Annotated in this window: 26 protein-coding genes and 1 other annotated feature; of the genes, 23 read left to right on the top strand and 3 right to left on the bottom strand. The window is 43.9% G+C overall.

The window, feature by feature from the left end:
* Positions 1-417: 417 nt before the first annotated feature.
* The gene (locus tag ACK1LH_RS11045; protein ID WP_029280832.1) at positions 418-624 is read right to left on the bottom strand and encodes a hypothetical protein; all 207 of its coding nucleotides are present in this window, start codon (positions 622-624) and stop codon (positions 418-420) included.
* Positions 625-805: 181 nt separating this feature from the next.
* Between ACK1LH_RS11045 and ACK1LH_RS11040 the strand changes: the two genes are divergently transcribed.
* The 9 genes from ACK1LH_RS11040 to ACK1LH_RS11000 all read left to right on the top strand — a co-directional run bounded on the left by ACK1LH_RS11040 (position 806) and on the right by ACK1LH_RS11000 (position 10,622).
* Positions 806-1,657, top strand: coding sequence for a GRP family sugar transporter (locus ACK1LH_RS11040; protein WP_411335090.1), 852 nt, complete (start codon positions 806-808; stop codon positions 1,655-1,657).
* 15 nt (positions 1,658-1,672) lie between these two features.
* Positions 1,673-2,458 carry a glucose-1-dehydrogenase gene (locus tag ACK1LH_RS11035; RefSeq protein ID WP_029280834.1) on the top strand — a complete coding sequence of 262 codons (786 nt, stop codon included), beginning with the start codon at positions 1,673-1,675 and terminating at the stop codon, positions 2,456-2,458.
* 150 nt (positions 2,459-2,608) lie between these two features.
* The gene (locus ACK1LH_RS11030) at positions 2,609-3,400 is read left to right on the top strand and encodes an STAS domain-containing protein (protein WP_411333042.1); all 792 of its coding nucleotides are present in this window, start codon (positions 2,609-2,611) and stop codon (positions 3,398-3,400) included.
* Positions 3,401-3,521: 121 nt separating this feature from the next.
* Positions 3,522-4,013 carry a YhcN/YlaJ family sporulation lipoprotein gene (locus tag ACK1LH_RS11025; protein ID WP_029280836.1) on the top strand — a complete coding sequence of 164 codons (492 nt, stop codon included), beginning with the start codon at positions 3,522-3,524 and terminating at the stop codon, positions 4,011-4,013.
* Positions 4,014-4,125: 112 nt separating this feature from the next.
* A complete protein-coding gene (locus tag ACK1LH_RS11020) occupies positions 4,126-5,565 on the top strand; it encodes a phospholipase D family protein (protein WP_411333039.1) in 1,440 nt (479 codons plus the stop codon).
* Between the two features lie 98 nt (positions 5,566-5,663).
* Positions 5,664-6,524: a GNAT family N-acetyltransferase gene (locus ACK1LH_RS11015; RefSeq protein ID WP_411333037.1), complete on the top strand. Its 861-nt coding sequence runs from the start codon at positions 5,664-5,666 to the stop codon at positions 6,522-6,524.
* Positions 6,525-7,388: 864 nt separating this feature from the next.
* Positions 7,389-8,714, top strand: a complete 1,326-nt coding sequence (locus tag ACK1LH_RS11010) for an FAD-dependent oxidoreductase (RefSeq protein ID WP_282033938.1) — start codon at positions 7,389-7,391, stop codon at positions 8,712-8,714.
* The gene (locus ACK1LH_RS11005; protein WP_282034228.1) at positions 8,714-9,721 is read left to right on the top strand and encodes a class I SAM-dependent methyltransferase; all 1,008 of its coding nucleotides are present in this window, start codon (positions 8,714-8,716) and stop codon (positions 9,719-9,721) included. The genes ACK1LH_RS11010 and ACK1LH_RS11005 overlap by 1 nt, the downstream gene beginning before the upstream one ends.
* A gap of 163 nt (positions 9,722-9,884) precedes the next feature.
* Positions 9,885-10,622, top strand: coding sequence for an SDR family NAD(P)-dependent oxidoreductase (locus ACK1LH_RS11000; protein ID WP_282033937.1), 738 nt, complete (start codon positions 9,885-9,887; stop codon positions 10,620-10,622).
* Here ACK1LH_RS11000 and ACK1LH_RS10995 read toward each other — a convergent pair.
* On the bottom strand, positions 10,619-11,809 hold the full coding sequence (locus ACK1LH_RS10995) for an alanyl-tRNA editing protein (protein ID WP_411333035.1): 1,191 nt from the start codon (positions 11,807-11,809) through the stop codon (positions 10,619-10,621). The two genes, ACK1LH_RS11000 and ACK1LH_RS10995, sit on opposite strands and share 4 nt — an antisense overlap.
* A gap of 225 nt (positions 11,810-12,034) precedes the next feature.
* On the opposite strand from ACK1LH_RS10995, the gene ACK1LH_RS10990 reads away from it, so the two are divergent.
* From ACK1LH_RS10990 to recQ, 5 genes are all read left to right on the top strand, one after another.
* Entirely contained in the window at positions 12,035-12,727 is a 693-nt protein-coding gene (locus tag ACK1LH_RS10990; protein ID WP_282033935.1) for a B12-binding domain-containing protein, read from the top strand.
* On the top strand, positions 12,702-13,811 hold the full coding sequence (locus ACK1LH_RS10985) for an ATP-binding protein (protein ID WP_282033934.1): 1,110 nt from the start codon (positions 12,702-12,704) through the stop codon (positions 13,809-13,811). Before ACK1LH_RS10990 ends, ACK1LH_RS10985 begins: the two co-directional genes overlap by 26 nt.
* A gap of 120 nt (positions 13,812-13,931) precedes the next feature.
* On the top strand, positions 13,932-14,141 hold the full coding sequence (locus tag ACK1LH_RS10980) for a cold-inducible protein YdjO-related protein (protein ID WP_029280847.1): 210 nt from the start codon (positions 13,932-13,934) through the stop codon (positions 14,139-14,141).
* Positions 14,142-14,405: 264 nt separating this feature from the next.
* Positions 14,406-14,603 (top strand): cold-inducible protein YdjO-related protein, encoded by a 198-nt coding sequence (locus tag ACK1LH_RS10975; RefSeq protein WP_029280848.1) that lies wholly within the window; start codon positions 14,406-14,408, stop codon positions 14,601-14,603.
* A 121-nt stretch (positions 14,604-14,724) separates the two neighbouring features.
* Complete coding sequence (recQ, locus tag ACK1LH_RS10970; RefSeq protein ID WP_411333031.1) at positions 14,725-16,842, top strand: DNA helicase RecQ; 2,118 nt, start codon at positions 14,725-14,727, stop codon at positions 16,840-16,842.
* 42 nt (positions 16,843-16,884) lie between these two features.
* Here recQ and pepF read toward each other — a convergent pair whose 3' ends face one another.
* The gene (gene pepF, locus ACK1LH_RS10965; RefSeq protein WP_411333030.1) at positions 16,885-18,702 is read right to left on the bottom strand and encodes an oligoendopeptidase F; all 1,818 of its coding nucleotides are present in this window, start codon (positions 18,700-18,702) and stop codon (positions 16,885-16,887) included.
* Positions 18,703-18,873: 171 nt separating this feature from the next.
* Here pepF and ACK1LH_RS10960 point away from each other — a divergent pair, with 171 nt between their 5' ends.
* The 9 genes from ACK1LH_RS10960 (at position 18,874) to ACK1LH_RS10920 (ending at position 26,524) form a co-directional block, all read left to right on the top strand.
* Complete coding sequence (locus ACK1LH_RS10960; RefSeq protein ID WP_051865301.1) at positions 18,874-19,440, top strand: YtxH domain-containing protein; 567 nt, start codon at positions 18,874-18,876, stop codon at positions 19,438-19,440.
* Positions 19,441-19,598: 158 nt separating this feature from the next.
* A complete protein-coding gene (locus ACK1LH_RS10955) occupies positions 19,599-20,372 on the top strand; it encodes an SDR family NAD(P)-dependent oxidoreductase (protein WP_203287356.1) in 774 nt (257 codons plus the stop codon).
* A gap of 141 nt (positions 20,373-20,513) precedes the next feature.
* Positions 20,514-21,800, top strand: coding sequence for a helix-turn-helix domain-containing protein (locus ACK1LH_RS10950; RefSeq protein WP_282033931.1), 1,287 nt, complete (start codon positions 20,514-20,516; stop codon positions 21,798-21,800).
* Positions 21,801-21,822: 22 nt separating this feature from the next.
* A complete protein-coding gene (locus tag ACK1LH_RS10945; RefSeq protein WP_411333027.1) occupies positions 21,823-22,281 on the top strand; it encodes a DinB family protein in 459 nt (152 codons plus the stop codon).
* Between the two features lie 133 nt (positions 22,282-22,414).
* Positions 22,415-22,777 carry a hypothetical protein gene (locus ACK1LH_RS10940; RefSeq protein ID WP_282033929.1) on the top strand — a complete coding sequence of 121 codons (363 nt, stop codon included), beginning with the start codon at positions 22,415-22,417 and terminating at the stop codon, positions 22,775-22,777.
* Entirely contained in the window at positions 22,720-23,550 is an 831-nt protein-coding gene (gene yidC, locus ACK1LH_RS10935; RefSeq protein WP_282033928.1) for a membrane protein insertase YidC, read from the top strand. Before ACK1LH_RS10940 ends, yidC begins: the two co-directional genes overlap by 58 nt.
* 134 nt (positions 23,551-23,684) lie before the next feature.
* Positions 23,685-24,350, top strand: coding sequence for a prolyl oligopeptidase family serine peptidase (locus ACK1LH_RS10930; protein ID WP_282033927.1), 666 nt, complete (start codon positions 23,685-23,687; stop codon positions 24,348-24,350).
* 201 nt (positions 24,351-24,551) lie between these two features.
* Complete coding sequence (locus ACK1LH_RS10925; protein WP_029565796.1) at positions 24,552-24,818, top strand: hypothetical protein; 267 nt, start codon at positions 24,552-24,554, stop codon at positions 24,816-24,818.
* A 73-nt stretch (positions 24,819-24,891) separates the two neighbouring features.
* Positions 24,892-25,111 (top strand) — a binding site (T-box leader).
* A gap of 60 nt (positions 25,112-25,171) precedes the next feature.
* Positions 25,172-26,524: a sodium-dependent transporter gene (locus ACK1LH_RS10920; protein ID WP_282033926.1), complete on the top strand. Its 1,353-nt coding sequence runs from the start codon at positions 25,172-25,174 to the stop codon at positions 26,522-26,524.
* Positions 26,525-26,565 lie beyond the last annotated feature (41 nt).

Genomic DNA, 26,565 nt, shown 5'->3' with positions numbered 1-26,565 from the left:
AAGATACAGGTCAATACCTGCTATTTTGTAAGCGGTTACAAATAGAATAATATATCAAAAATTCAAAATTTACAATAAATATGGTTCGGGATTTTTGAGTTTGTACCCGTTCCCCTGCGCTCCAGTCACTTGCTTTCCGCGGGGAGTGCCTGAACTTCCTCGCTGCGCTTGCGGGATCTTCAGTGCCCTCTTCATCCCTTAGAAAAGCGGAAGCGCCCGTTTTGCTCCGGCAGTCAGATAAGAAATCACCCGAAAAGTCCGGGTTTGACTTTTTGGGGGATTTTGTTCTGACAGAGGAGTTGGGCGCTGCAGCTGGACAAGGAGTCAAGTGCCTTCCGCTTCAGTCCACTGGAGATTTGCAAATCTGAGCAAAACAAATGATCAACGCAAAGATTCTAAAAAAAAAGAACCGGCATTTTACCAAAAGTGCCGGTTCTTCTTTTTGAGAAATAAATAGAGCGGAAAGAGGGTTGAAAACTGTTCATATGAATCGTACTCAAACGTTTCAAAAAAACCTCTGAGCTCATCTGCATCAGCATCCTTGAAAATCCCTGATTCTTCAAGAGGGTATCTGTCTCTAAGATAGAGGTCCCACACACCATATTCAGCAAAAACATCTTCCACATTTGACCCTCCTTTTTATCCAGTATAAAAAAACGGCGTGATCTATAAACCTGCTGTTTCATTTTTTCTTATTAGTGGAATGAACTAAGGCAGGCGGTGATATTTTCCGCATAAGGGGAAATAATACTTTCAAATGTCCAAATAGCAGCACGACTACATAGTAGAAAGGATTATCATCATGATTGGAATATTGCTTGCTTTAATTCCCGCTGTTGCGTGGGGAAGTCTTGTCCTTGTGAGTGTCAAGCTCGGCGGTAATGCATACAGCCAAACACTTGGTATTACAATAGGAGCGTTTTTATTTTCCATTGTTATGTTCTTTTTTTCAAATCCTGATCTCACTCCGGTTGTCTGGTCGATTGGAATTGTCTCGGGTATTTTCTGGACGGTCGGGCAGCTGAATCAGCTTGCCAGTGTCAAGCATATCGGCGTATCCAAAACCGTGCCGATCTCAACAGGCATGCAGCTCCTGGGGACGACACTGTTCGGCGTTCTGCTCTTTAAAGAATGGGACACTAAAATGACGGTTATCCTTGGAAGCCTTGCTATCCTCCTGATCATTACAGGAGTAGTATTTACCTCCATTGGACAGAAGGATGAACAAGGGGCCGGCAAGAGTCTGAAGCGGGGACTATTCATTCTGTTCATTTCGTCAATCGGGTATATTGGCTACGTCATCATCATCCGTTATTTTGAGATTGACGGCTGGGCAGCCATTTTGCCGCAGGCGATCGGGATGGTGCTTGCAGCCATTATTCTAACAGCGAGACACAAGCCGTTTGATAAATATGCGCTGCGGAACATTCTGACAGGATTGATGTGGGCTGCAGGTAACCTGGGGCTGCTGCTCTCCCTTCCGAAAATTGGAGTGGCCACAAGCTTTTCTTTATCCCAGACAGGAATCATCATTTCCACACTTGGCGGAATCTTTCTGCTTGGTGAAAAAAAGACGAAAAAGCAGATTGTGCTTGTCATTATCGGCTGCGTGCTGATTATCGGAGGCGGAGTGCTGCTTGGCTATACAAAACGGTAAATGGAGGAATGCAGAATGTATGAAAGCTTAAAAGGGAAAGTGGCTGCTGTTACCGGAGCATCATCCGGACTTGGAAAAGCCATTGCACAGCGCTTTGCAAAAGAGGGCGTAAAAGTCGTTGTCAACTACTTAACAGAGGACGATAAGCCAGACCTTGTCATCGAAGAGATCAAGGCAAACGGAGGCGAAGCTTCGAAAATTCAGGGTGATGTCTCACAGGAGCATGATGTGAAGCGTATTGTACAGTTTGCCGTCGATACTTACGGCACACTTGATATTATGGTCAATAACGCCGGAATCCAAGCAGAGATTCCCACCGAAGAACTGAGTCTTGAAAACTGGAATAAAGTTATACAGACAAATTTGACAGGCTGTTTTTTAGGAAGCAGAGAAGCAATCAGGCATATGCTTGATCACAATATTAAAGGGTCTGTCATCAATATGTCATCAGTGCATCAGCAGATTCCCTGGCCTCATTTTGCCCACTATGCAGCAAGCAAAGGCGGAATTAAGCTTCTGACTGAAACCCTGGCACTCGAATACGCTTCATCCGGCATCCGCGTCAACAATATTGCGCCGGGAGCGATAGATACACCAATCAATGCCGAAAAATTTGCAGATCCCGAGATCAAAAAAGATGTCATTGACCTCATCCCAATGGGATACATCGGCAAACCGGAAGAAATCGCAGCGTGTGTAGCCTTTCTTGCTTCATCGGAGGCAAGCTACGTAACAGGAATCACCCTTTATGCAGACGGCGGAATGACAAAATACCCGAGCTTCCAGGCTGGAAAAGGATAAAAAAGGTGAAAGAGGGGTCAGTCCCGCTGTGTGTTAACGCACAGCGGGACTGACCCCTCGGCACGTTTATTCTTTTCAAAATGGTGGAAAAGGATATAATTGTGAATACATACAGAAAAATAGTCTTCTAGGGGGAAGAGGCAAGTGAAAATGAGTTCATCGATTTTAGAGGATATGAATGTTTATTCTCTGCTGGACCGGATAGGGGAAGGGCTAATTTTTGCAGATGATGAGTACCGCATTATCTGGATAAATCATGCGGCAAAAGAGATTCTTTCAAAAGTGGGGCCGCTTGCCGGAATGGCTGATCCGGAAGCATTCATCGGATTTGATATCCGGCACTTTCATGGGAAAAAGCAAAATGACATTCTTAAAAACGGTCCGTTTCCTCACAGTGCCCAGATCAGGCTGTTTAACCGGTTCACAGCTAAGATCGTTGTGGACAAACTGACCAACCTTCAAGGAGAACAGACAGGATTTGTCCTGACATGGCGTGATGTCACAGAATATGAAAATGTGATAGAAGAGGGAAAAGCGCTGCTTGAGGAAATGTATACGCCCATCATCGGGACTGCACTCGACTCCGCTCTTTTGATCGCTCTGACTGGAACACTGACTGAAGAAAGAATGGAAAAAATGAAAGAGAAGATCCTGAGGGAAGCCGCCGAGCGGAGAGCTGAATACATGATCTTCGACTTTACAGGCATTAGCGAGACGTTCGATGAAACCATTGCGTTTCATCTTAACCAAATTGCAGAAGGCCTGCGGCTTATTGGGACCGAATCCATCTTTGCGGGGATGAACCCAAAGCTTGTGCAGCATATCATTCATCAGGGATATACACTGAATGTAAAAACGTTTCAATCCTTTAAACAGGGGATTTTTTATATCTGGAAAGAAAAAGGGTATGCACTCCATAAAATCACCGGCCAGCCTTCTTGATGGGGCTGGTTTTCATTTTGTCTCCCATAAAAACGCTTTGTCTAAGTATTTTTGGTCATCTTGCATAATCGGTCGGCAACTGCAGAAAATAAAATGAAGAAAAAAATGGGAGGCATGCTGAATGAAAAATATGATCCTTACTGGAGCAGCTATCTTTTTTTCTGTCCTGATTGCATCAGGCTGCGGAATGGATAACAATGCTCGTGAAAACGACAACATCATGAACAATGAGCTTAAGAACGTCACTTATGACGAACAAACCAATGACAACCGCGAAAACCGCATGAATGTTGCCGACGATGCAGCAAAGAAAGTGGCAGATCTGGAAGAAATCAAATACGCGAATGTGATTGTTCTTGATAACACGGCCTATGCCGCTGTCATGCTGGAAGGAAATCCTAAAGGCAAGCTGTCAGATGATCTGAAAAACAAAGTGGCTGATCAGGTCAGATCAACTGACCGCAACCTGGACAATGTATTTGTTTCGGAGAATCCGGACTTTTTTGACCGTGTAAAAGACTACGGCGATAAAATCCGCAACGGCGAGCCGGTTTCAGGATTGGCAGATGAATTCGGTGAAATGGTGAAGCGTATGTTTCCCCAGTCTAAATAACTGATTGAACGGGCCGCAGCCAGTCTGCGGTCTATTTTCTTGTTAAAGGTTTTTGTATCAATGAAAAAGGGGATATAAAGAAAGCCATTATTTTGTTGTAGGGGGAGTTTTATTGTCAAGGTCTAAATTTGCAGGCTATAAAAAGAAACGCCTGTTGGTCATTCTGCTTATTTTTATTGTTTTAACAGGTACTGTTATGTATCAAAGCTATAAGCCTCTTCCAGACGGTCTTTCGTATGAAGGGAAAGTCCGCAAGGTGGAGGACGTCGATTTTTTATATGACCTGACGTATCAGAAAGAAAACAGGGTCAAATCAGACCGGATGATATTTGATGCTGTGCTTAAAGCGATTGATGATGCTGAAGAATTTGTTGTGATTGATTTATTTTTGTTTAACGGCTATTACAATAAGGGAGAATCATATCCCGATATCAGTGCTCAGCTGACAGAAAAGCTGCTTCAAAAAAAGAAAGAAAATCCCGACATGCCGATTGTCTTTATTACAGATGAAATCAATACCTCATACGGGTCACACAAATCAAAGGAGCTTGAAGCATTTAAGGATGCAGGCATAGATGTCGTTCTGTCGGATATGGAGCCTCTCCGCGATTCAAATCCGCTGTATTCCAGTGTCTGGAGAACGTTTTTTCAATGGTTTGGCCAGTCAGGAAAAGGCTGGGTGACCAATCCGTTTGGAGATACAGCTCCTGATATGACGGTACGGTCTTATTTAAAGCTCTTTAATGTAAAGGCAAATCACAGAAAGGCGGTCGCAACGGAGAAAACAGCAATAGTCTCGTCCGCAAATCCTCACGATGCAAGCGGGTTTCATTCCAATACAGCTTTTCAGGTAAGCGGAAATGTCATTGCAGATGTACTCGAATCTGAACAGGCTGTATCGGACTATTCCGGAGGGCCCAAGCTTCCTGAGTACACTGAGTCAGGTAATGAAAAAGGGAATATAGATGTGCAGGTGCTGACTGAAGGGAAAATATATGAGCATTTGCTGTCGTCAGTAAGAGCTGCAGAAAAAAATGATGTCATTTGGATGGGTATGTTTTATTTAGCTGACAGAAAAGTGATCAACTCGCTCGTTGAGGCATCTAACCGGGGCGTTCAGGTGAACATGATCCTTGATCCGAATCAAAATGCCTTCGGCCAGGAGAAAATCGGACTGCCTAACCGGCCTGTTGCTGAAGAACTGATGGAAGATACGAAAAACAAAGCGAGTATCAGATGGTATAACACAACAAATGAACAGTATCATCCAAAGCTTCTTTATATTAAAGGGAAAAAGAAATCCACGATCATCAGTGGTTCGGCGAATTTCACAAAACGTAATCTTGATGATCTTAATCTTGAGAATGATTTGAAAATTTCCGCCCCTCAGGATGAGGATGTAATGAAAGAAGTGGAAGCGTATTTCACAAAACTCTGGACGAATGACGGAGCAGAATATACGCTGAATGTTGAAAAATACAGAGATGACATGCCGGTATTCAAAAGGGGCATTTATGCTCTGCAGAAATTCTTCAGGTTTACAACCTTCTAAACTCCGGGATTGGCTGCGGAGTTTTTTTTGTGAAAATAATAAATTTTAAAGGAAAATCGAGGGGGTGAATCTAATAAAAAGATTAGAGGTGATAATGGATGATGCTTAAAGAATACAAAGACCGCCGCAAGTACATTGATAAATCAGAACCGCTGCTTATGAGACAGGAAGCAGAAAATAATTTGGCACTCGGACTTCTGTCTGTTTTCAAAAAGACGGTTCCGCCATCAGAGGTATATACGGCTCTGATGGAAACAGAAGGGGCAGTTGCGTCAGCGCTTCTTATGACACCCCCTCATAATTTAATCCTTACATATAATCAAGATGTAATGAGTGAAAGATTGATTGCTGAAATGGTCAGTCAGCTGATCTCTGCAGGGGTTTCTGTGCCGGGTGCTGTCGGAGAAAGGTACTGGACAGAGAGATTTGCCAAAGAGTGGGCTGTGCAGACCGGGGGTAGAGCCGACATTGTGATGGAACAAAAAATTTATCAGCTTCATGAGGTGCAGCCTGCTGCTGGCAGTGAAGGAAGCTTTCAAAAAGCAAAACTTGAACACCTCCCGCTCTTAACAGAGTGGATGGCGGACTTTATGACGTTTACAAACGAGCCTCCGATTACGACGCTCCAGGCAGCAGAAAGAATGAAGAAATTTCTCGCGGAGGACTCTGTTTACATCTGGTCTGTTGACGGAGTGCCTGTCTCCATGGCAAAAAAATCACGGGCAACTAAGAACGGCATAACGGTATCCCTTGTATACACACCGGAAAAATTCAGGGGTAGAGGATATGCGAGCAGCTGCGTTGCCGCCCTGAGCAGTGAGCTTTTGAAGGAATATTCATTCTGCACTCTCTATACAGACCTGTCGAATCCAACATCGAACAGCATCTATCAGAAGATAGGCTATAAGCCGATACAGGATTCTGTGATGATTTCATTTACAGATCAAGGGGCAGTTTGAAAGCACCGTTCAACTTTTTGACTCAAGATTGCTATTAACAGCAGTCTTGGGTTTTTTTTGTGTTTGGATGGAGCATTGACTTCATGAATTGCTTGTGTTTCAACGCTCGTATGGTATGTGGTACCTTTTAAATTGCTCGAGGGTGAGTATAGGGTGTCATTCTGGAGGAATGCAACCCTATAGATTGGACGCGGCTGAATAGAGGATACCATTGGCGGAATGCACCCCTATAAATCGCTGTTGCAGAAATAGAGGGTATCATTCTGGCGAAATGCACCCCTATAAATCGCTGTTGCAGAAATAGAGGGTACCATATTGTCAAAATGCATCCCTATAAAACGCTGTCGCCGAAATATAGGTTACCATTCTGGCGAAATGCAACCCTATAAATTGTTTGCGGCTGAATAGAAGGTACCATATTGTCAAAATGCATCCCTATAAAACGCTCACGGCTGAATAAAGGGTACCATTCTGGCAACACGCATCCTCATAAAAAGCGCGAATAACGCGATTTTTTATCTGACTGAAAGGGTTATATAGTTGGCTCCGCTTTTCGCATTGTCCAGCTCCGCCTCCTAGTCCTTCTGCCAGAACAAAATCCCCGAAAAAGTCAAACCCGGACTTTTCCGGGGATTTCTTATCTGCCTGCCAGGCCTGAACAGTCGGCTCCGCTTTTCGCATTGTCCAGCTCCATCAGCCAACTCCTCCGTCAGAACAAAATTGCCCAAAAAGGCAAACCCGGCCTTTCTGGTCAATTTCTTTTCTGCCTGTCGGAGCTATACGGCTGATTCTGCTTTTCCAAGAGCATTCCATGGTTTCAATGTTTCCCAATTGTGGAAATGAAAGGTGAAAGGCGGTGGGAGGATGAAAACACAGGTTTTAGTCATTGGCGGGGGGGTTGGAGGGCTGACCGCTGCTCTTAAGCTTGCCAAGTGCGGGATAGATGTTTGCGTGGTAGAACAGACAAAGGGCTCCCCGCATTTATATAAAGGTGAGCTGCTTCAGCCAAAAAGTCTTGAAATCTTTGATGCTCTCGGATTAGCAGAGCCTGTTCTCAGATCAGGACACCGAATCAATGAAATTGAAATGAATGAAATGAAACGGAAGAAAGGTTCATATAGATTGCTTGGTTCAGCTGTCATGCGTTACGGAATTATTGAGAGCAAGTACAATTTTGCTTTGATGATCCCCCACGAAAGATTAAAGGAACTCCTGCTTGAAGAAGCCAAAAAGTTTCCTTCTTTCCATTACATACAGCCCGCACGATTCAAGGCATTCAATGATAATTCCGCAGCGATTGTATTAATAGGAAAAGAGGAAACGGAAATTCAGGCTGATTATTTTATCGGTGCTGAAGGAAGAAAATCAAATGTCAGAAAAGCGATGAATGTCAGACTGAATGAACATGAATATGACCATCACTTTTTGACGGTTACGTTCAAAAGGCCTCCGGACATGACGGAAGGTAAGATCATCTCTACGCCTCATGCTTTTCTCGGACTCTTTCCTCTTCCTGATAATGAAGTCAGAACGGTGTACCTCATCCAGTCAGGTGCCTATCAATCCCTCAAATCAAAGGGTATTGAACATTTTCACAGCAAATATATAGAGTTGTGTCCTGAGCTTGATGGCTATGTGACCGAACTCAGGGAGTGGAAAAAAATACAGCTGATGATTCCCGTTCATTTCCACGCAGACTCATATGTGTCAGGGAATATGGCGATTCTCGGGGATTCCGCTCACAGCGTGCATCCGATGGCAGGGGAAGGCATGAATCTTGCCATACAGGACGGAGATGTCCTCGGTGAGCTGCTTTGCTGGATGTACAGGCATGATGAACACAGTCCGGACAATTTGAAATGGTATGAAAAAGTCCGCAAGTCCAGGGTGGATTTCATTTTAAGCCTCAGCCACCTGTCCGCTCTCGCTTATTCAAAGCCATTCAGGTACTTTGGTTCTCTCAGAAACAGAAGCCTCAAACAGATGACAGATGATGAAAAGCTTCATACAAAGCAAATGCTTAACATCTCGGGGCTTGGAATATGGAAGGAATCATTTGTTGACAGGCTGATACAAATCGGCCTTATGCCGGCGAGGTCAATCCAGAACATTGAGTTATTGCATACCCGGTATATGTTTACGTATGAAAATGATTATCCGTGGGAAGCGAAAGGGAGGTACAGCCGTTGATGATTGCCGAATATGTAAGGCTTTACAAAGCGAGAAGCTGGATGAAGAAGAATTTGCCGTTTTTATACAGCTGGCACGCATATGTCGGGTATGAACTTGATTTGTTTGAAATTTTTAAATCTCCAAAAACAATCGAAGAGGTTGCAGCCAGTCATGCATTAGAAACAGAGATTCTTGAACGCTGGGTGGAAGTCGGGGTTTCAATTAAATATCTTAAAAAAGTTTCCCGAAATAAATTTAAAACCTCCAGAAGCTTTATGCTGCCTGACAGCAAACGTGATCCAAAGTCTGTCGGCATTTTGCTGAAAGAAATGATGGAGCTCCACATTCCCGCGCTTTTGACATATCCGTCCATTATGAAAACAGATGAGCGCCAGACCTTTGATCACAAACAGCACGGAGCGACTGTTGCAGAAACCTCTGCTATGCTCGAACAGCTTGCTTATCCCAAACTTGTGCAGATTCTGAAGAAAAACAGCATCCATACGGTTGTGGATGTAGGCTGCGGACACGGGGGCTACATGCAGAAGCTGTCCAAGTCTTTTCCGGATTTAATATTAACAGGTGTTGAGGTTAATAAGGACGTGGCAGAAGAAGCCGTCCATCGCTGCAGCGAGCTCAAAAACATTTCAATTGATTGTATGGATATTGAAGAATGGTCGCCGGAAAATAAAGCAGACCTGATTATGATGAATAATCTGCTGCACTATCTCTCTCCCGAAAAACGTCCGAAGGTCATCAGCAGATTAAGCAGCTCTCTTTCTCCAAATGGAATGATTACCATTATTACGCCAATTCGAAAGCCGAAGCATGGAAAGCAATTTTCAAGTGTCTTTAATAGTTTTTTTACTGCTTTTGATAATTTGTACGCCCTTCCTACTAAAAGAGAACTGGATGCTCTTGCAAAACAGTCCGGCATGAGGCTTCAAAGCCTGAAACCAATCATACGTGAAGGCGGCTGGTATTTTGCCATTCTTGTCAACAATGGGGGCACAAAAGCCGATTGAATATGTTCGATTAAAAAGGCCAACTGCTTTAAAGTTGGCCTTTTTAATCGAACCGCGGGGTGCAAGCTATATTAATTGAATCTTACGGATTTTGAGATTATACTTGGAACTGGATGTGTTTACCATTTGACATACATACTATATGACCGCTTTGGAGGATATCATGAATTTAGCAAATAAATCTGCCCTGGTGACAGGAGCTTCCCGGGGACTGGGAAAAGCTATTGCTTTGGAGCTCGCTCGTCAGGGAGCTGAAGTTTACTTGAATTACGCTGCGTCAGAACAGCAGGCGCAGAACGTGCTTTCACAGATAAGAGAGCAGGGGGGAAAAGCGTTTCTTGCCCAGGGAGATCTTACTACCGAGGAAGGAATCAGACAGGCAGCCGGGGGAAGGACGTATGACATACTAGTTAATAATGCCACAGGTCCTCAGCCGGAGCTGTCACTAGAAGAGGCAACATGGAAAGACTACGAAGATCAGCTTGTCTTCTTCGTAAAAGCTCCGCTGCTTCTGCTGAAAGAAGTTCTGCCTGGATTGAAGCAAAAAAGAAACGGTTCAGTTATACATATCGGCAGTGAAGTCATAACTCTGGGAAACTCTCATTTTTCAAGTTATGTAACGGCAAAATCAGCCATGCTAGGAATGACCAGGTCATGGGCAAGTGAACTCGGAGAATACGGCATCCGGGTTAATTTAGTCAATCCGGGCTTTATTCCGGTAGAGCGTCATCGTGATGTTGGGGCAGATGATCTTGCCGCCTATCAATCAGGCATTCCCCTTAAAAGAATGGGAACACCTGAGGAGCTTGCCAAGACGGTTGCCTTTCTTGCGTCAGATGAGTCAGCTTATATAACGGGACAAACGATTACAGTGAATGGCGGTCACACATTTGGCATTTAGTTCAGCGGATGATCCTTAGATGCATGTATGATCTGCTCTTTCATAGCTTGAAAGAATGATTCCGTTTCATTGCTGTCTGCTAATTTAGCCTGTGCCTGATTTTCGCTTCCTCCGCCTTTGCCGCTGAATTCTTTCAGGCACTCTCTAATTGTATGGCCGGCATGAATGCTGTTTTTTTGACTGAACAGAACTGCGTGTTCACTTATCGAACCCAGCAGGACTATATCCTTTCCGCATTCATGAAATTTTGCCGCCAGGAACTGAAGGTCTTTCAGCGATGATCTTTCTTTGAGGACTGCTGCCATTTTTCCCGACTGGTCATTGGTTATTTTTTCTGTTAGCAATGCAGCATTCTCAGCTTTTAGAAACTCCAATTCTTTGTGCAGATGTTTCATTTCCTGATCTATTGAATGGAGCCGCTCAGGGATCTCTGCCTGTGAGGATTGAAAAAAGCGCGCTGTATGTTTAACAAGGCTATGTGCTTGCTGAAACTCTGAAAAAGCACGAAAGCCGCATTTAAAATGAAGCCTGATTCTGTCTTTTTGTTTTTCCGTTTTAATCAGCTTCATTTGGCCGATTTCACCTGTGCCAGCAGTGTGTGTACCGCAGCATGCTGAGGTATCGATTCCATCTATTTGTACAATGCGAAGGGGGCCATCTACTTCCGGAACCTTTCTTAACGGCAGGTTTTTTAGATCATCTGCACCGGCAAAAAAGGTACGGATTTTTCGATTTTCAAAGATATAGTGATTGGCTTTGTTTTCAATTTCGGTCATCTGATCTTCAGATAAGTGCGGAGTATTCAGATCGATTGTGACTGTATCTGCTCCAAGATGGAAGCTTTCCGTTTCATAGCCGAACAGTTCGAGGCACACCGCCGACAGAAGGTGCTGCCCTGAGTGATGCTGCATGTGATCTATTCTGCGGCGGCCGTCGAGAAAGCAGTTTGCAGACATCCCTGCAGGATATTCAGATACAATATGGTAAAGTTCATTCTCATCTTCTATTAAATCAAGAACTGGAACCGATGCGATCGTCCCGATATCAGAAGGCTGGCCGCCGCCTTCAGGATAAAAGGCGCTCTCTTTGAGAACAACAGCTTTTCTCCCATCTATAACTGTACAGCGGACAATCTCCGTCTGCCATTCAAACGTTTTTGGGGAAGTATAATAGAGCTTTTCAGTCATAAAGGTTAGTCCTTTCGTCGTGGAATGTCTTACATTCTATCAAAAACGGAGTGAATTTGCGTAAAGATTGTTAAGATTTCAGAAAAATTAGCAATACGAAGGAATTGTTGTATCTACTTAACACGTTATGTGTTACGCTTAATCTAACAATCTCATATTGCGCAATCCCTTTTTCCGCTGTCCTTAGGCTGATAAAAACATACAAACGATTGGTAGGTGATTTTTATGAATCCCGTAGAAGAAATGAGTCAATTGTTTATTGATGGGGAACTTGGCCTTTCGTGGAGCTTATTGAACAGTCTGCTTGAAGCGGATACGACAAGCACTGAGGTGTATGGCTTTTTATCAGATACTATGGACAATGTACTGGAACTCTGGGAGATGAATCGCGCAACAGTAGCGGATGAATATGTTGCAGCGGCTGTCTGCAAATCGATGATTGCTACTTATTACTACCAAAAAGTCGAAAAAATACATACACACTCCTTTTTAACACTGCCTGCAGCAGTCAAACCGCGCGTTATGCTGCTTTCTATGAGAAATGAAGATCATGCGGTCGGAGGCATTATGACTTCTTTCTTGTTTAGAGAATTTGGCTGGGAAGCATGCTGTATTGAATCAAATGTTTCAATTGATTACATTTGTCAGTACGCCGAACGCTGGAAGCCTGATGTGATTGGATTCACAACAAGTCTTGTTTCAAATATTCCAGTTGTTATTGAATACGTCTCGCAATTGCAGAATCTGTCATTTTCTCCTACTGTTATGCTGGGAGGAAAACAGACAAGCGATTTTGATGTCGATTATTACTGCCCTCCAAACACCGTGGTGATTCAAAACATAGTCCAGCTTACAAGCTGGCTTCAAAATTCTAATTCAAGGACTGAACGCCATGGAAATGCAATTAATCGCAAGTAAATATGATAAAATCCCATTTCCTTACTTTCTGGTGGACAGAAAGCTGAATATTGTTTCGGTATCAAGATGCACCTTTACGATTTTCGATGAAGAATTAAACTTTCTTGATGTTGTAGGGATCGGAAGCAAGAAAAAAGCAGCTAAATTTATTCTCGACACGCCGTCGATTACGAAAATAGAGCTGAATTTAAAAACTAAGTCAAACCCGATGACACTTTTTGATGTCTATATTCAATATGAAGGGAAAAATTTTATTCATATTTTCTGCATAGACAAAGAGGAAAGTGTAGATCAGATTTATCAGGCAGTAAAAACGCTTGAAGGTGATTTGCTGTATGCGAACCTGAACCTTCTTGAAAAACAGGAACAGCTCGAAAAGTCTCTCCAGCAAATGAAGGAAATAGCCATCAAGCAGGACAGCCTTGCAACGGTAGGCCAGATAGCGGCAAGCATCGCCCATGAAATCCGAAATCCGCTGACAAGCGTGAAAGGTTTTCTGCAGCTCCTTAAGCCTCATTTAATTGAGATTGGAAAAGGACATTATGCGGACGTTGCCTTAGAAGAACTGAACCGCGCAAATGAGATCATCTATGAATTTCTTAATAATTCAAAAACGCCGCTTGAAACGAAACAGCCTGTGCTGCTAAGCAAGCTTCTGAATGATATCGTCCTGATCTGCAAAAGCGAAGCTATACTGACAAACTGTGAATTAACGTGCAGCATCATTGACGAGGAAGTCTATCTGCATGTCGATATTAAACAGATGAAGCAGGTTATGCTGAATATGATGAGAAATGCAATGGAAGCCATTCAGCTCAGCAAGCAGAAGAAAAACGGCAACATCTCGATTACAACGAGACTTGACAACGGAAAAATTGTGATTCAGGTGAAAGATAACGGAATCGGCATGAACCAGGATACCCTGAATTCTCTTTTTAAGCCTTTCTTTACAACGAAAGAACAGGGAACCGGCATCGGACTCTCTGTCTGCATGGAAATTATCAAAGCCAATAGCGGGAGCATTGATGTCATCAGCGAGGAAGGGTTCGGATCTGTCTTCAGCATTTCCCTCCCCGTTAAATAAGCTAAAAACCGGATTGCGCCGCAATCCGGTTTTTTCGCGCTATCAAATTGAATGATTGATCAAAAATAGAAATAAAATTCTATTTTAAGCGTATACTAGGTAAAAAAAGGAGTTATGCGCATGTACTTTGCTAAAAAGGGTGCTGAAGAGCCCGTCACGATCATCGAAGATACAACTGTATACGCTTGCGAATCCGAGTCCTGCAACGGCTGGATGAGAAAAGATTTTTCAACGGAAGATCTGTCATGTCCGATGTGCGGAAGCACGATGGCAGAAGAAGTGCGTGAACTTCCTCAAATTAAAATGGACTATAATCCTTTCAGCAAGTAAATGAAGAAGCGGGCTGCCTGCAACGGCAGCCAATTACTTTTATAAGGGTTTTGACATGCCCGCGTGCCATTCAACGGACTGGTATGGGGGCAATATGGTCTGTTGACGAAAACTGCAAAAATTTGTTATAATGAAAAGACCGTATTCACTGGGTATAAAGAGTCATCACTTCAAGGGTACTTTTTATAAGCAGTGAATTTTTTTTTTGTCATCACGTTTATGATTTTCTGTAAACATTGATAAGATCAGAGAGGAGAGTCATGAATGTACAGGAAAAAGCCTGAAGAAATCATTACTGAAGAAACGAAGGTGTGGATCTGCACATCAGACAGCTGTAAAGGATGGGTCAGAGACAATTTCAAAAGCAGCGAAAGCGAGATTCCTGTCTGCCCGCTTTGCAAAAGCGAAATGAAATCAAGCACCAAAGAACTAGAAGTGATTAATAACCATAAAAAATATTAAGAACTCCATAACGGAGTTTTTTTTATTTCCGCAAAAGTTGATTTTCGTCAATTTCATAGCCAGAAAGACCGATCCCATGTAAAATAAAAAGAACAAAAACAGTAACTGGAGGGATCCATCGGTGCTACACCAGGCAAAAGAACACTTGAAACATTATTTCGGCTATTCTGCTTTCAGGCCGGGCCAGGAAGAAATCATTGCAAATGTCCTTAATGGAAAGCATGCAGCAGGCATTATGCCCACCGGAGGCGGAAAGTCAATTTGCTACCAGATTCCGGCTCTGATTCTGCCGGGAATTACCCTCGTCATTTCTCCGCTCATCTCCTTAATGAAAGATCAAGTTGACTCACTTGACCAAGCCGGCATAAAAGCTACCTTCCTGAACAGCACTCTTTCCCATTCGGAAACATCATCAAGGCTTGCAGACTTAGAGAATGGCCTTTATACCATTCTTTATATTGCTCCTGAAAGACTCGAATCACCTGTTTTTATGGAGCAGCTCTCTTCGATGAACGTATCGCTTGTTGCTGTAGACGAAGCTCATTGTATTTCGCAGTGGGGCCATGATTTTCGTCCAAGCTATTTAAAAATAACAGATTTGAAAACAACGCTTCCCTCAAAGCCGGTTTTTCTTGCGCTGACTGCAACCGCCACCCCTCAAGTCAGGGAAGACATCTGCAGCACCCTTGGCATACTGGATGAGGATACGGTCGTTACTGGATTTGGGAGGGAAAACCTTTCGTTTCGGGTAAGCAGAGACGGGGACAGGCTTCCATTTATAGAAAAATACATTGCCGGCCGCAGCGAAGAAACCGGTATTATTTATACGGCCACAAGGAAAGTCGCAGATCAGCTGTATGAACGTCTTTTGAAAAAAGGGATTAAGGCAGGGAAGTATCACGGGGGAATGAGCGATGTTCAAAGGAGCAGTTCCCAGGACCTCTTTTTAAATGACGACGTTCAAGTCATGATTGCTACAAATGCATTCGGCATGGGCATCAATAAATCCAATGTGCGATATGTGATTCACTATCAAATGCCGAAAAATATGGAAAGCTACTACCAGGAAGCGGGAAGGGCAGGCCGTGACGGACTTGAAAGTGAATGCATCCTATTGTTCTCTGCACAAGATGTTCAGGTTCAGCGCTATTTGATCGATCAGTCGTCCTTTCATAAGGAAAGACAGCATTCAGAGCTCGTCAAACTGCATCAAATGCGTGATTTTTGCTATACAGAAGGCTGCCTTCAATCCTACATCCTGACCTATTTCGGGGACGAAGCAGCTGAGCCGTGCGGAAAATGCAGCAACTGCAGAGACGAACGGATAAGCGAAGATGTATCAAAAGAAGCCCAAATGGTCTTGTCGTGTATGATTCGCATGGGGCAGAAATTTGGCAAGACGATGATCAGCCAGGTGCTGACTGGTTCATCCAGCAAAAAAATCAAGGATTTTAACTTTCATGAGCTGTCTACTTACGGGATCCTGAAACATAAAACAGCAAAAGAAGTCAGTGAATTCATCGATTTTCTGACATCTGAACAGTATATTTCTATAACAGGCGGACAGTTTCCAGTGCTGGTCATTGAAGAAAAAGGGCTGCAGGTTTTAAAAGGGCTGGAAGCTGTTAAAAGGAAAGAACAGCCGCGGATGGTGCATCAGGCTCCGGATGACGAGCTTTTCCTTACGCTTAAGGCTGTAAGAAAACAGCTGGCTGAAGAAGAAAATGTTCCTCCGTTTGTCATCTTTTCAGATAAAACGCTGAAGGATATGAGTCTGCAGAAACCTCAAACGAGAGAAGCGTTCCTCTCTATCCAGGGGGTAGGAGAGGTGAAACAGAAGAAATACGGCCGCATTTTTGCAGATGCGATTATCGCCTACTTAAAAGATCATCCTGAAAAAGAAGAACCCGTACCTGTAAAAAAAGAGCGGAAAGAATCTTCGCATCTTGATACATTGAAGCTTTATCAGGAAGGATTATCTGTTAAAGAAATAGCCGGAAAGAGAGATTTGTCTCCTGTCACAGTTGAAAATCATCTGCTGCGCTGCGCAAAAGAAGGCCTGCATATCGACACGGACAGCTGGGTTCCGGATGAATATGCCGGGGAGATAGAAGCGGCGATTGACGCACACGGCACAGATGTGCTGAAACCCATTAAAGAAAGTCTTCCAAACGATGTGACCTATTTTATGATTAAAGCTGCCATTGTAAAAAGAGAGAGCATGAAAGAAGTACATTGATCAAAAAAAGCTGACACCAGTCAGCTTTTTTTTTTGACCTATTTAAGAGAGAAAACTTTCTTCAAGTTCTTCAATAAGTGAACCTGCATAAGCGACTGCCTGTCTGATCGAGTCAGGGCTGGTCATATCGACGCCTGCTTCTTTAAGGAGCTCGACCGGTTTTTTGCTTCCGCCGGATTTCAGTACATTTATCCACCTGTCAACGGCAGGCTTTCCTTCATCTTCAATGAATTGAGAGACTAGTGTTGAGGCTGTCAATCCTGCTGAATACGTGTACGGATATAAGCCCATGTAATAATGAGGCTGCCTCATCCATGTAAGCGATGCTCCCTCATCAAGTGTAACTGCCTCTCCCCAGAATGATGAAAGGACATCTCTTTTATGGTTTGAAAGCATGTTCGCCGTAATTGGCTGTCCGTTTTCAGCGGATTCATAAACCCGGCGCTGAAATTCGCCTTCAAGCAGGTGAGTCACAAAATTATGATAGTAAGTCCCGAGAAGCTGCAGGATTACCCATCGTCTCATCCGCTTATCCTGTGTCTTTTTCAGCAGGTGTCTTCCAAGCAGCATTTCGTTAAGAGTTGACGGCGCCTCAACGAAATACGTGGAAGGACGTGTATTCATGATCCGCTGATGCTTGTTGGCCAGATAGAAATGCCCTGCGTGGCCAAGCTCATGGGCAAGTACAAAAGCACCCCTCATCGTATCCTGCCACGTCATCAAAATATACGGGTGTACGCCATATGGACTTGAACAGAACGCGCCGGTTGATTTCCCAACGTTATCAGCAAGATCGACCCATCTGTCAGACAGCGCTTTTTTCATGATCTGAGTGTACTCAGGCCCCATTACATCCAGTGCTTCAAGGATGATGTCGCTTGCCTCCTGATACGTTGTTTTTGGATTGAATTCTGTGTCAAGCGGAGCTTTTAAATCGCAATAACGCAGTTCGTCAAGTTTCAGAACACGCTTTTTAAGTGCAGCAAATTTCCTCATGTGAGGAGCAAGTTCTGCCTGAATAATATCAAGCTGATTGCTGTACATCTCTTTAGTGACATGCTGAGGTTTAAGGAGCATGTCAGTTACAGACGGATAGTTTCTGAGACGTGATAGGGCCACCTGTTTTTTTACTTCTGCAGCATAGGCGGATGCGACTGTATTTTTGTAGTTTTTAAGAGTAGAAACAAACGAGTCGTAGGCCTTTCTTCTAACGTATGTATTTGACGAAAATTCATATCTGTCTTCATAGAGTGCAAATGAATTCGAGAGAAGATTGCCGTCTTCATCTTCGACGGATTCAAATGTCATATCTGCAAGCTTTGCGTTCTGATAAATTTTGTAAGGTGCCCCGTGAATCTCGCCGAGTGAAGCCAGAACTCGCTCTGATTCTTCTGAAAGACGGTGCGGTCTTAATTCTCCTAAATCCTGCAGTTTTCTTGAAAATGGCTCGAGCCTGTTTTCTTCTTTTATAAAAGCTTCAATTGTTTCCTCCGGAAGGCTGAGCAGTTCTGACTCAATGAACGATGTTTTTCCCTGAACGCCTGACAGCAGGGCTGCAAACAGTAAGGAGTTCGCCTGGTTATCAGGGCATGTTCCATCTGCCGATTGAAGAAGGCTGATGTAGGTTCCCGCTCTGACAAGCTTTTTAGACAGATGTTCCTCTGCTTCAAGGCAGGCAAGAAGGGAGGAGGCTGAATTTCCCAGAGTGCCCTTATATGCTGCAAGTTCAGCTGCATCATGTTCGATTGCGGCGAGTTCCTTTTCCCAGTCAGCCTGAGAATCAAATAAATCTTCCAGATTCCAAGTCAGTGCTTCAGGCACCTCTGTTCTGGATAATCTCTTTTCGATCACTTTTTCCATATATAATCCTCCGATTTCCATCAACTTGTTTCGTGCTTCTAAATAAGTATACTGATTATTTTTAAAAATGAACAGATTATTCTGAATAAACAGAAGGAAAAATGATGTTTCGTAAAGAAATCATTAAGGGTATGTACGCAATATGACATTAATCTACAGGGAGGAATCATGATGACGATTCAAAGCACGAACGAAAACACGCTTCAAACAACAAACACAGCAGTTCAACCGGCTGTAACAGCAGCACCGGAAGTGAAAACAAAGTCGAAAGGCAGCAAGCTTGCTGCGGGTATTCTCGCTGGAGCAGTAATCGGCGGATTGGTCACATTGTTTGATAAAAATACGCGGAATCAAGTGAAAAAGTCAGCCGCTGGCATTAAAGATTCCTCTGCAGAGGTTTTCACACAAGTGAAGGAGAATCCAGGCGAAGTTAAAAATCAGGTTGTCACGCAGTTTAAATCCGCAGCAGATTCACTTAAAGATGCGATTAACGAGGCGAAACGACTGTATGACCGCCTAAATGAAGATGTAAAGGGCAACGTCAGCGATGTCATTCAAGCTTCGAATGAAACTCTGGCAACGGCCAAGGATGCTCAGCAGGATCTTGCAGCCATCGGCTCCAAGGTAAAGGAAGCAGGAGCTGAACTGACAGGCGGGAATGAGTCTGAAACAGAAAAAGCTCCGGAAACACCGCAAAATCAAACGTCAATCCCTGGCACAAATGCAGGGAAATTCTAAATAAACGGGAGCTGCCTGAGATCAGGCAGCTCTTTTTTTGGTGTGAAAAAGCTCTGCCTGCAAAGAAATTTAAAATGCGTCTACTCCTTCAGCATCATTTCCTGAAAACTCAAACTTCTATGATAAAATGAAAGAAAAAGAGAAAGAAGGCATCAATTATGTATCTGCCATCATTTGATCTGAAAAATAAAACAGCACTTATTACCGGTGCAGGGAGGGGAATAGGCCGCGCACTTGCCCTTGGGTACGCCGAGGCGGGGGCTGATGTGATTCTCCTCTCCAGAACAGAAGAAGAGCTGCAGGCAGCTGCAGAAGAAATCAGGGCAAAAGGCCGAAAAGCCTATCCGTTCCCTGCAGATGTGACGAGCACAGAAAGCATTAAGAGTGTATTTGCTGAGCTTGAGGCGCAGCAGCTGAATGTCGATATTCTGATAAATAATGCCGGAATGAATATCCGTTCAAAAGCACTTGATGTGACAGAGTATGAGTGGGAAACGATTGTAAGTACAAATATGAAATCTGCTTTTTTTATGTCTCAAAAAGCAGCTGAGTGGATGAAGAAAAACGGGAAAGGCGGAAGAATTATTAATATTTCATCCGTCGCAGGCAAGACCGCCCTGAGAACAGGTGTTGTGTATGCCCAGACAAAAGCAGCCATGATTCAGATGACAAAGGTGCTTGCATTTGAATGGGGGCAGGATAATATTCAGGTGAACGCCATCGGTCCTTGGTATTTTGAAACGCCGCTGACTGAAAAAATCCTGCAGGATGAAGCGTATGTTTCTGATATTCTTGCCGTAACACCGCTGAAGCGGATCGGGCAGCTGCCTGAACTTGTGGGACCTGCCGTGTTCCTCGGCTCCGATGCAGCAAGCTACATAACAGGCCAGACATTATTCGTAGATGGAGGCATGACGATTCACGGATTTTAATTATTCGCGGAAAATGCCGAAATTCAACCCAATTCATGAAATGTTGACTTTATTTTGGAACCTTTGTCGACTTGCAGGATTTTCCTTATCCCCGCCTCGAAAACGTAGGCAACAAAAAAATGAGAAAAGGCGGGGTTTTATATGTCTAAAAAGGTAAGTATTTCAAAGGTAGCTTCCATGCTTGGGGAGTCCTCCTACATTTTAAAAATGTGGGAAGAAGAGTTCACAGCCATTCTTGAAATCGAACGGGATCATAAAAATGCCCGGGTGTACTCGCCCGAAAATATTGAAATGCTGAGAAAAATTAAACATATGAAGGACAGCCAGCTCGATCATGAGACAATTGTCCAAATGCTTGCTATGAACGGAAAAGGTGAAGCCGCTGCAGCCTCAGCTGCTGTTCTGGATCCGGATGCAGAACTTTCTGCAAAGAAAAATATTAAAGTGGCGCTTGAAGAGATTTTCAGTTTAATTGAAGAAAAAGGAAAACAGGACATAAATATACTGGAGCTGAAAATGGACCAGCTGGAGCTGTCGTTAATCGAACAGCTGAAGAAAACGGTCAAGCAGGAGTTTGGCGAGCAGACCAAAACACAGTTTCAAACGTCAAAAGGCCAGTTTGCCGCCCTGCATCACAGATTGAATGAACAGTCAAAAGCCCAGCTGAGTGCCGCTAAAGAGCAGATGGAAGAGCTTCAGCAAAAGCTCGAAGAACAGACGGATCTGCAGCTGAATGCCGCTAAAAACCAGTTTACGGCGATTCATCATAAGCTGAATGAGCAGTCAAAAGCCCAAATGAAAACGGCCAAAACTCATTTCACAGCCCTCCAGAGCAAACTGAATGATCAGGCAAAATCCCAGCAGCAGACATCAAAAGGCCAGTTTGCCGCGCTGCAGACAAAGCTTGACGAGCAGAAAGAAGCTCAGTTCAATGCCGTAAAAGGCCAGTTTGCTGCTTTGAACACTAAGCTTAATGAACAGGCCAAAACACAGCTGCAGGCAGCAAAAGAACAATATGCTTCACTTCAGTCAAAAATGGATGAACAGACGAAAGTGCAGTTGGGCCAATTCTCCGGCCTTCAAAACAAAGTAAACGAACATGCAAAAACGCAGCTGACGATGTCGAAAAGCCAGTTTTCCGCATTGAAGGAAAAGCTTGGCGAAATGAAGGAAGCACACATGAATGCTGCGGAAGGACATTATGCATCTCTTCATGATAAACTGAACGTAATCCATGAATCTGCAAACAGTGAACGGGAAATGTTCCATGATGAGGTCAAGTATGAACGTGAGCTAGCCAAACAGTATATTGAACAGAGAGAACAAAAATTTCTTGCGTTCGTACAGCAGCAAAAAGAAAAAGAGGAACGTGCAGACCGCAAATACGGCCTTTCCATGCTGAAGCAGTTTATGGGATTTGCTAAATAACCTTAACCTGCGGAGGATAACGATGAACACGAAATTAATCAATCATTTTTTATCGCACAGAGCTGTTACGCTTGAACTGCTTTCCATTATGAGAAACAATGATCCGGATTTTAAGCCTGCCGAATCGTCTATGTCGACTTCGAAAATTGCTGTTCATATGGCAACTTCCATGTATAAATTTACGGCTGTTGCCAAAGCAGGAAGCCCGGGACCGCTGATGGAAAAAGAGAATGTCCGGGAATCAGATCCTTTAAAAGCTGTTGAACTCTATACGGAGAAAACCGTTCAGCTGCTGGAATCACTCACTGATGATGAGCTTTCACGCGAGATTGATCTGACAAACGTTTTTGGATTCAAGACTACCGGTGCATCTCTTGTGAAGATGGGAATTGAGCACGAAGTAAACCACAAAGGCAACTTGTTTGTATATGCCCGTCTCCTCGGGCATACTGAACTGCCGCTGTATGTAAAAAAAGGATAACCAGAGCCTGCCGGCCAAATTTCCAGCCGGCGGGCTTTTTTATTGCCCATCCATGCAATGGAAGTGACATCCGCTTTCTTTTTCTATTTCTGAGGTTTATACTTAGTGTAATAAAAGGAGGTGAATGCAGCACATGATGATGGAGTTTTCACACGAACTGACACCGTATCTGACTCTGATCAGCCTTTTCTTTACTGTAGCGGCGATGTTTGCCTGCGGCTATCTGCTGGATCAGTCCTTTAAAAAACACCCGTCTATGAAAATGGCAGTAAGACATGAACATAAAGACAGACTGGTTTCACAGCGGAGACAAAATGAAACAAATGCGGTCATTGTCTGGATCATCAGGCAGATGAGGCGGTATGATGCAGGAGATGATACTCCGTCAGATTTCCTTCTTGAATCTTTCATAATCAATGAAAAACAAGGAGGATTTACATGGAAAAGAAATCTGCATTCACCTCTCGGAACGTATTCCTTGCACTGCTTGGACTAGGCCTGCTTATTCTTTTGAGCGGCTGCCAGCAGGCAGGCACAGGTGGCATTCAGGAAATAACGAGCGGGACCCCGGGCTTTTTTAATCACTATTTTGTCTATCCGTTTTCACTGCTTTTAAAAACGTTTGCCGAATGGTTTCAGGGAAGCTACGGGCTTTCAATTATTCTCGTAACGCTGATGATCCGGTTCGTTCTTCTTCCATTTGCACTTAAACAGTCGAAAGACCAAATGCACATGAAGGGGAAAATGGCAAAGGCGCAGCCTGAGCTTTCAGTTATTCAGGAAAAAATGAAAAAAGCAAAAGATGCTGAAACGAAAACAAAACTGCAGCAGGAAACGATGAAAGTGTATCAGAAGCACCAGATCAATCCGCTTGCTGCACTTGGCGGATGTCTGCCGCTTCTCATTCAGCTTCCGTTCTTAACAGGGTTTTATTATGCCATCCAAAGAACGCCTGAAATTGCCCAGCATTCCTTTTTATGGTTTAACCTCGGCAGTCCGAATCTTGTCCTGACACTTCTCGCAGCAGGCATCTATTTTCTTCAGGCAAGAGTATCGCTCGTCGGTCTTGAAGAAACGCAGAAAAAACAAATGGCCATGTTCAGCTATCTGTCGCCTGTCATGATCGGCATGTTCTCGCTGACAGCACCGGCAGCTCTTCCGCTGTACTGGACCATCGGAGGGATGTTTGTCATTTTGCAGACTCTCCTGACAAAAAAATTGTTTCATGCGGACAGCACCAGAAACAGTAAAGCAGAAGCACCCGTTTAAACCTAAATCGACTATTCCTTCATGATAAAGACCGGAGACTTTGATCTCCGGTCTTTTTTCATCTTTTCAAAAAAGGATTTGGCCATGAAAAGAAGAATGTATGTAAAAGACGATTAAAAAAGGGGTTATAGCAGATGAAGTCCGGCGTATTTGAAAAAACAATCACGAAAAAAATAGAAGCAAAGCTTTCTTATTTACTGAAGCTTCCTGATGGATATGAAGAAGGAACCGAAGAAGTGCCGCTTGTACTGTTTCTTCACGGGGCAGGCGAACGGGGCACAAATCCTGAAGACGTCAGAAAAATAGGGCTCCCGGAGGTGGCAGACCGAGAAGATTTTCCCTTCATCCTGCTCGCTCCTCAATGCCCGGTATCAACGGCAAGAAGGTCGAACTGGATCATGGAAATCGACGGTGCTGCAGCTTTGCTGGAAGAGGTTGTAGAAACATACAGAGTCGATAAGAGCCGGATCTATTTGACGGGCATGAGCATGGGGGCATATGGAGCTTTTGAACTCGCAGGAAGAATGCCTGAAACATTCGCAGCCCTTGCTTGCGTATGCGGAGGAGGCTGTCCGGAGAAAGCAGGCTTGCTGAGAGAAATCCCTGTCTGGATTTTTCACGGAGAAGACGATGATGTCATTCCAATCAAGGAAAGCCTGGATATGGTCAATGCCTTACAGCAGACAGGCGGCAATGTAACATTCACATCTTATCCAGGAGTCAAGCATGATTCATGGGTCCAGGCATACAATGATGCTGAACTGTATAAATGGATGCTGAGCAAGAGCAAGGGTGAATAAAATAGAAAAGGAGACGCTGGTAAACCAGTCGTCTCCTTGCGTATTGAGGCGAAGAACCACATGCCACATTCATGTGTGCGGAAATCCGCATGTTCTCCGGCTTACACAATTCAGCTCATCGCTCTAGTAATATACCATGCATAATGAAAAGAAACAAGTATGATTTTTAAAATTACATCAGTGCAGGGGAGGCAGGGCTTCATGAATTTGAAAAAGTTCACTAAGGATTTTAAGGAATTTCCGCTGAGCGACGGCTGGAAGCTTGTCATGCACAAGGATTTCGAGCTGTTCAAAAGCAGGGAAAATTATGCAATTATCGATGCCGAAGCTGACGTCCTCTTAAAATTTTACCTTGAGAGCCCGGAAGTCATGTGCTTTAAAAAAACGGTCTGGAACCTCGACTGCAAGCTGAATTGTGCATCAAAAGTGCTGACTGTATTTAATGAGCCTGATCTATTTGATGAGTGAAGAGAGGTTCCATTTAAAAAAACAGGTTGACATCAGCAGTCCTGAGATGTTTAAATTATCTATAAATTAATGGAGCGTAACGTTGATGGGAAACACAGTAATCACATTGTCCCTGTTTTAGAGAGCTGACGCAAGGTGAAAGTCAGTACACACAATGTGGATGAATTTCGGTCCCTGAGTTTTTATTTCGACCTGACGGAAGGAATGAACGGGTTGTCCCGATATCGACTTAAGAGCCGGAGAACATTGTATTCTCAACTAGGGTGGTACCGCGATGAACAGTCGCCCCTACATTCAGGGGGCGGCTTTTTTGCGTTTTCATTAATACAAGACACAATCATGAGAGGTGCATAATGAGAGAACATCAGCAGTGGTCTTCAAAACTGGGATTTATTTTAGCCGCAGCAGGATCGGCAATCGGACTTGGGGCAATATGGAAATTCCCGTATATAGCCGGAGTCAGCGGCGGGGGAGCCTTCTTTTTTATATTCCTTCTCTTCACATTGCTGCTTGGCCTGCCATTGCTCCTGGCAGAATTTGCGGTTGGAAGAAGCACTCAGAAAGATGCGATCCAATCTTATAAAGCAATCGCACCGGGGACAAAATGGTTTTCTGTCGGGTATTTAGGTATGATCACTTGTTTTGTTCTGCTGTCATTTTACAGTGTTATTGGAGGATGGATTATACTGTACCTCGTAAAAACACTGACAGGAGATTTAAACGGACTCAGTCAGGAGCAGTATGGGCAGCTGTTCGGGGAAACGATCACGGACCCTGTCCTGAGCGTCGGTGCACACTTTGTCTTCATGGCAATCACCATTGCGGTTGTAGCAAAAGGGGTTCAAAAAGGGATTGAGCGAACCAGTAAATTTATGATGCCGGTCTTATTTCTTTTGTTTATCGTGCTGATTTTCCGTTCGCTTACGCTCGACGGGGCGATGGAAGGAGTCCGCTTTTTGTTTCAGCCTGACTTTTCAAAGTTAACGTCGGAAACCATCCTGGCTGCACTGGGACAATCCTTTTTCACTCTAAGTGTCGGGGTTTCCGTTATGGTAACGTACAGCTCTTATTTATCCAAAGAGTCCAATCTTCCTCAATCCGCGTTTTCAATTGTCGGCATGAACATTTTTATTGTTGTTCTTGCAGGACTTGCAATTTTCCCGGCCGTGTTTTCATTTGGCCTGAAGCCTGATGCGGGTCCGGTGCTGCTCTTTAACGTACTGCCGACCGTATTTAATCAAATGGCATTCGGTATGGTATTCTTTGCGGCATTTTTGGTCCTTTTCCTGTTTGCATCCTTGACTTCGGCATTCTCCATGCTTGAAATTATTGTATCTGTGTTATCAAAAGGAGACGCGGAAAAACGGACAAAATGGTCATGGACAATCGGGCTTCTTATCTTTGCAGTAGGTATACCATCTGCCTTATCGTTCGGGGTCTGGAGCGAAGTAAACATTTTCGGCAAAACCATTTTTGATGCGGCGGATTATCTGGTCAGTAACATCCTGATGCCCGTGGGGGCCCTGCTTATTTCTGTTTTTGTACCGCTGAAAATGAAAAAATCAGCTCTTTATGAAGAGCTTTCTAAAGGATCTTCTTTATCCAAAGGACTGTTCAACGTGTGGTTCCTGCTTATGAGGTACGTGGCGCCAATTGCCATTTTCCTTGTATTGCTTGATGTATTGGGTGTTTGGAAGCTGTTATAAGTAATGGGAAGGAAGGACTCCGCATGCTGCGGGGTCCTTTT

The sequence above is a fragment of the Metabacillus indicus genome (assembly GCF_046603695.1).
GTDB lineage: Bacteria > Bacillota > Bacilli > Bacillales > Bacillaceae > Bacillus_P > Bacillus_P indicus.
Note: the sequence above shows the minus strand (reverse complement) of the source record. Positions and strands in the feature narration are given on the sequence as shown.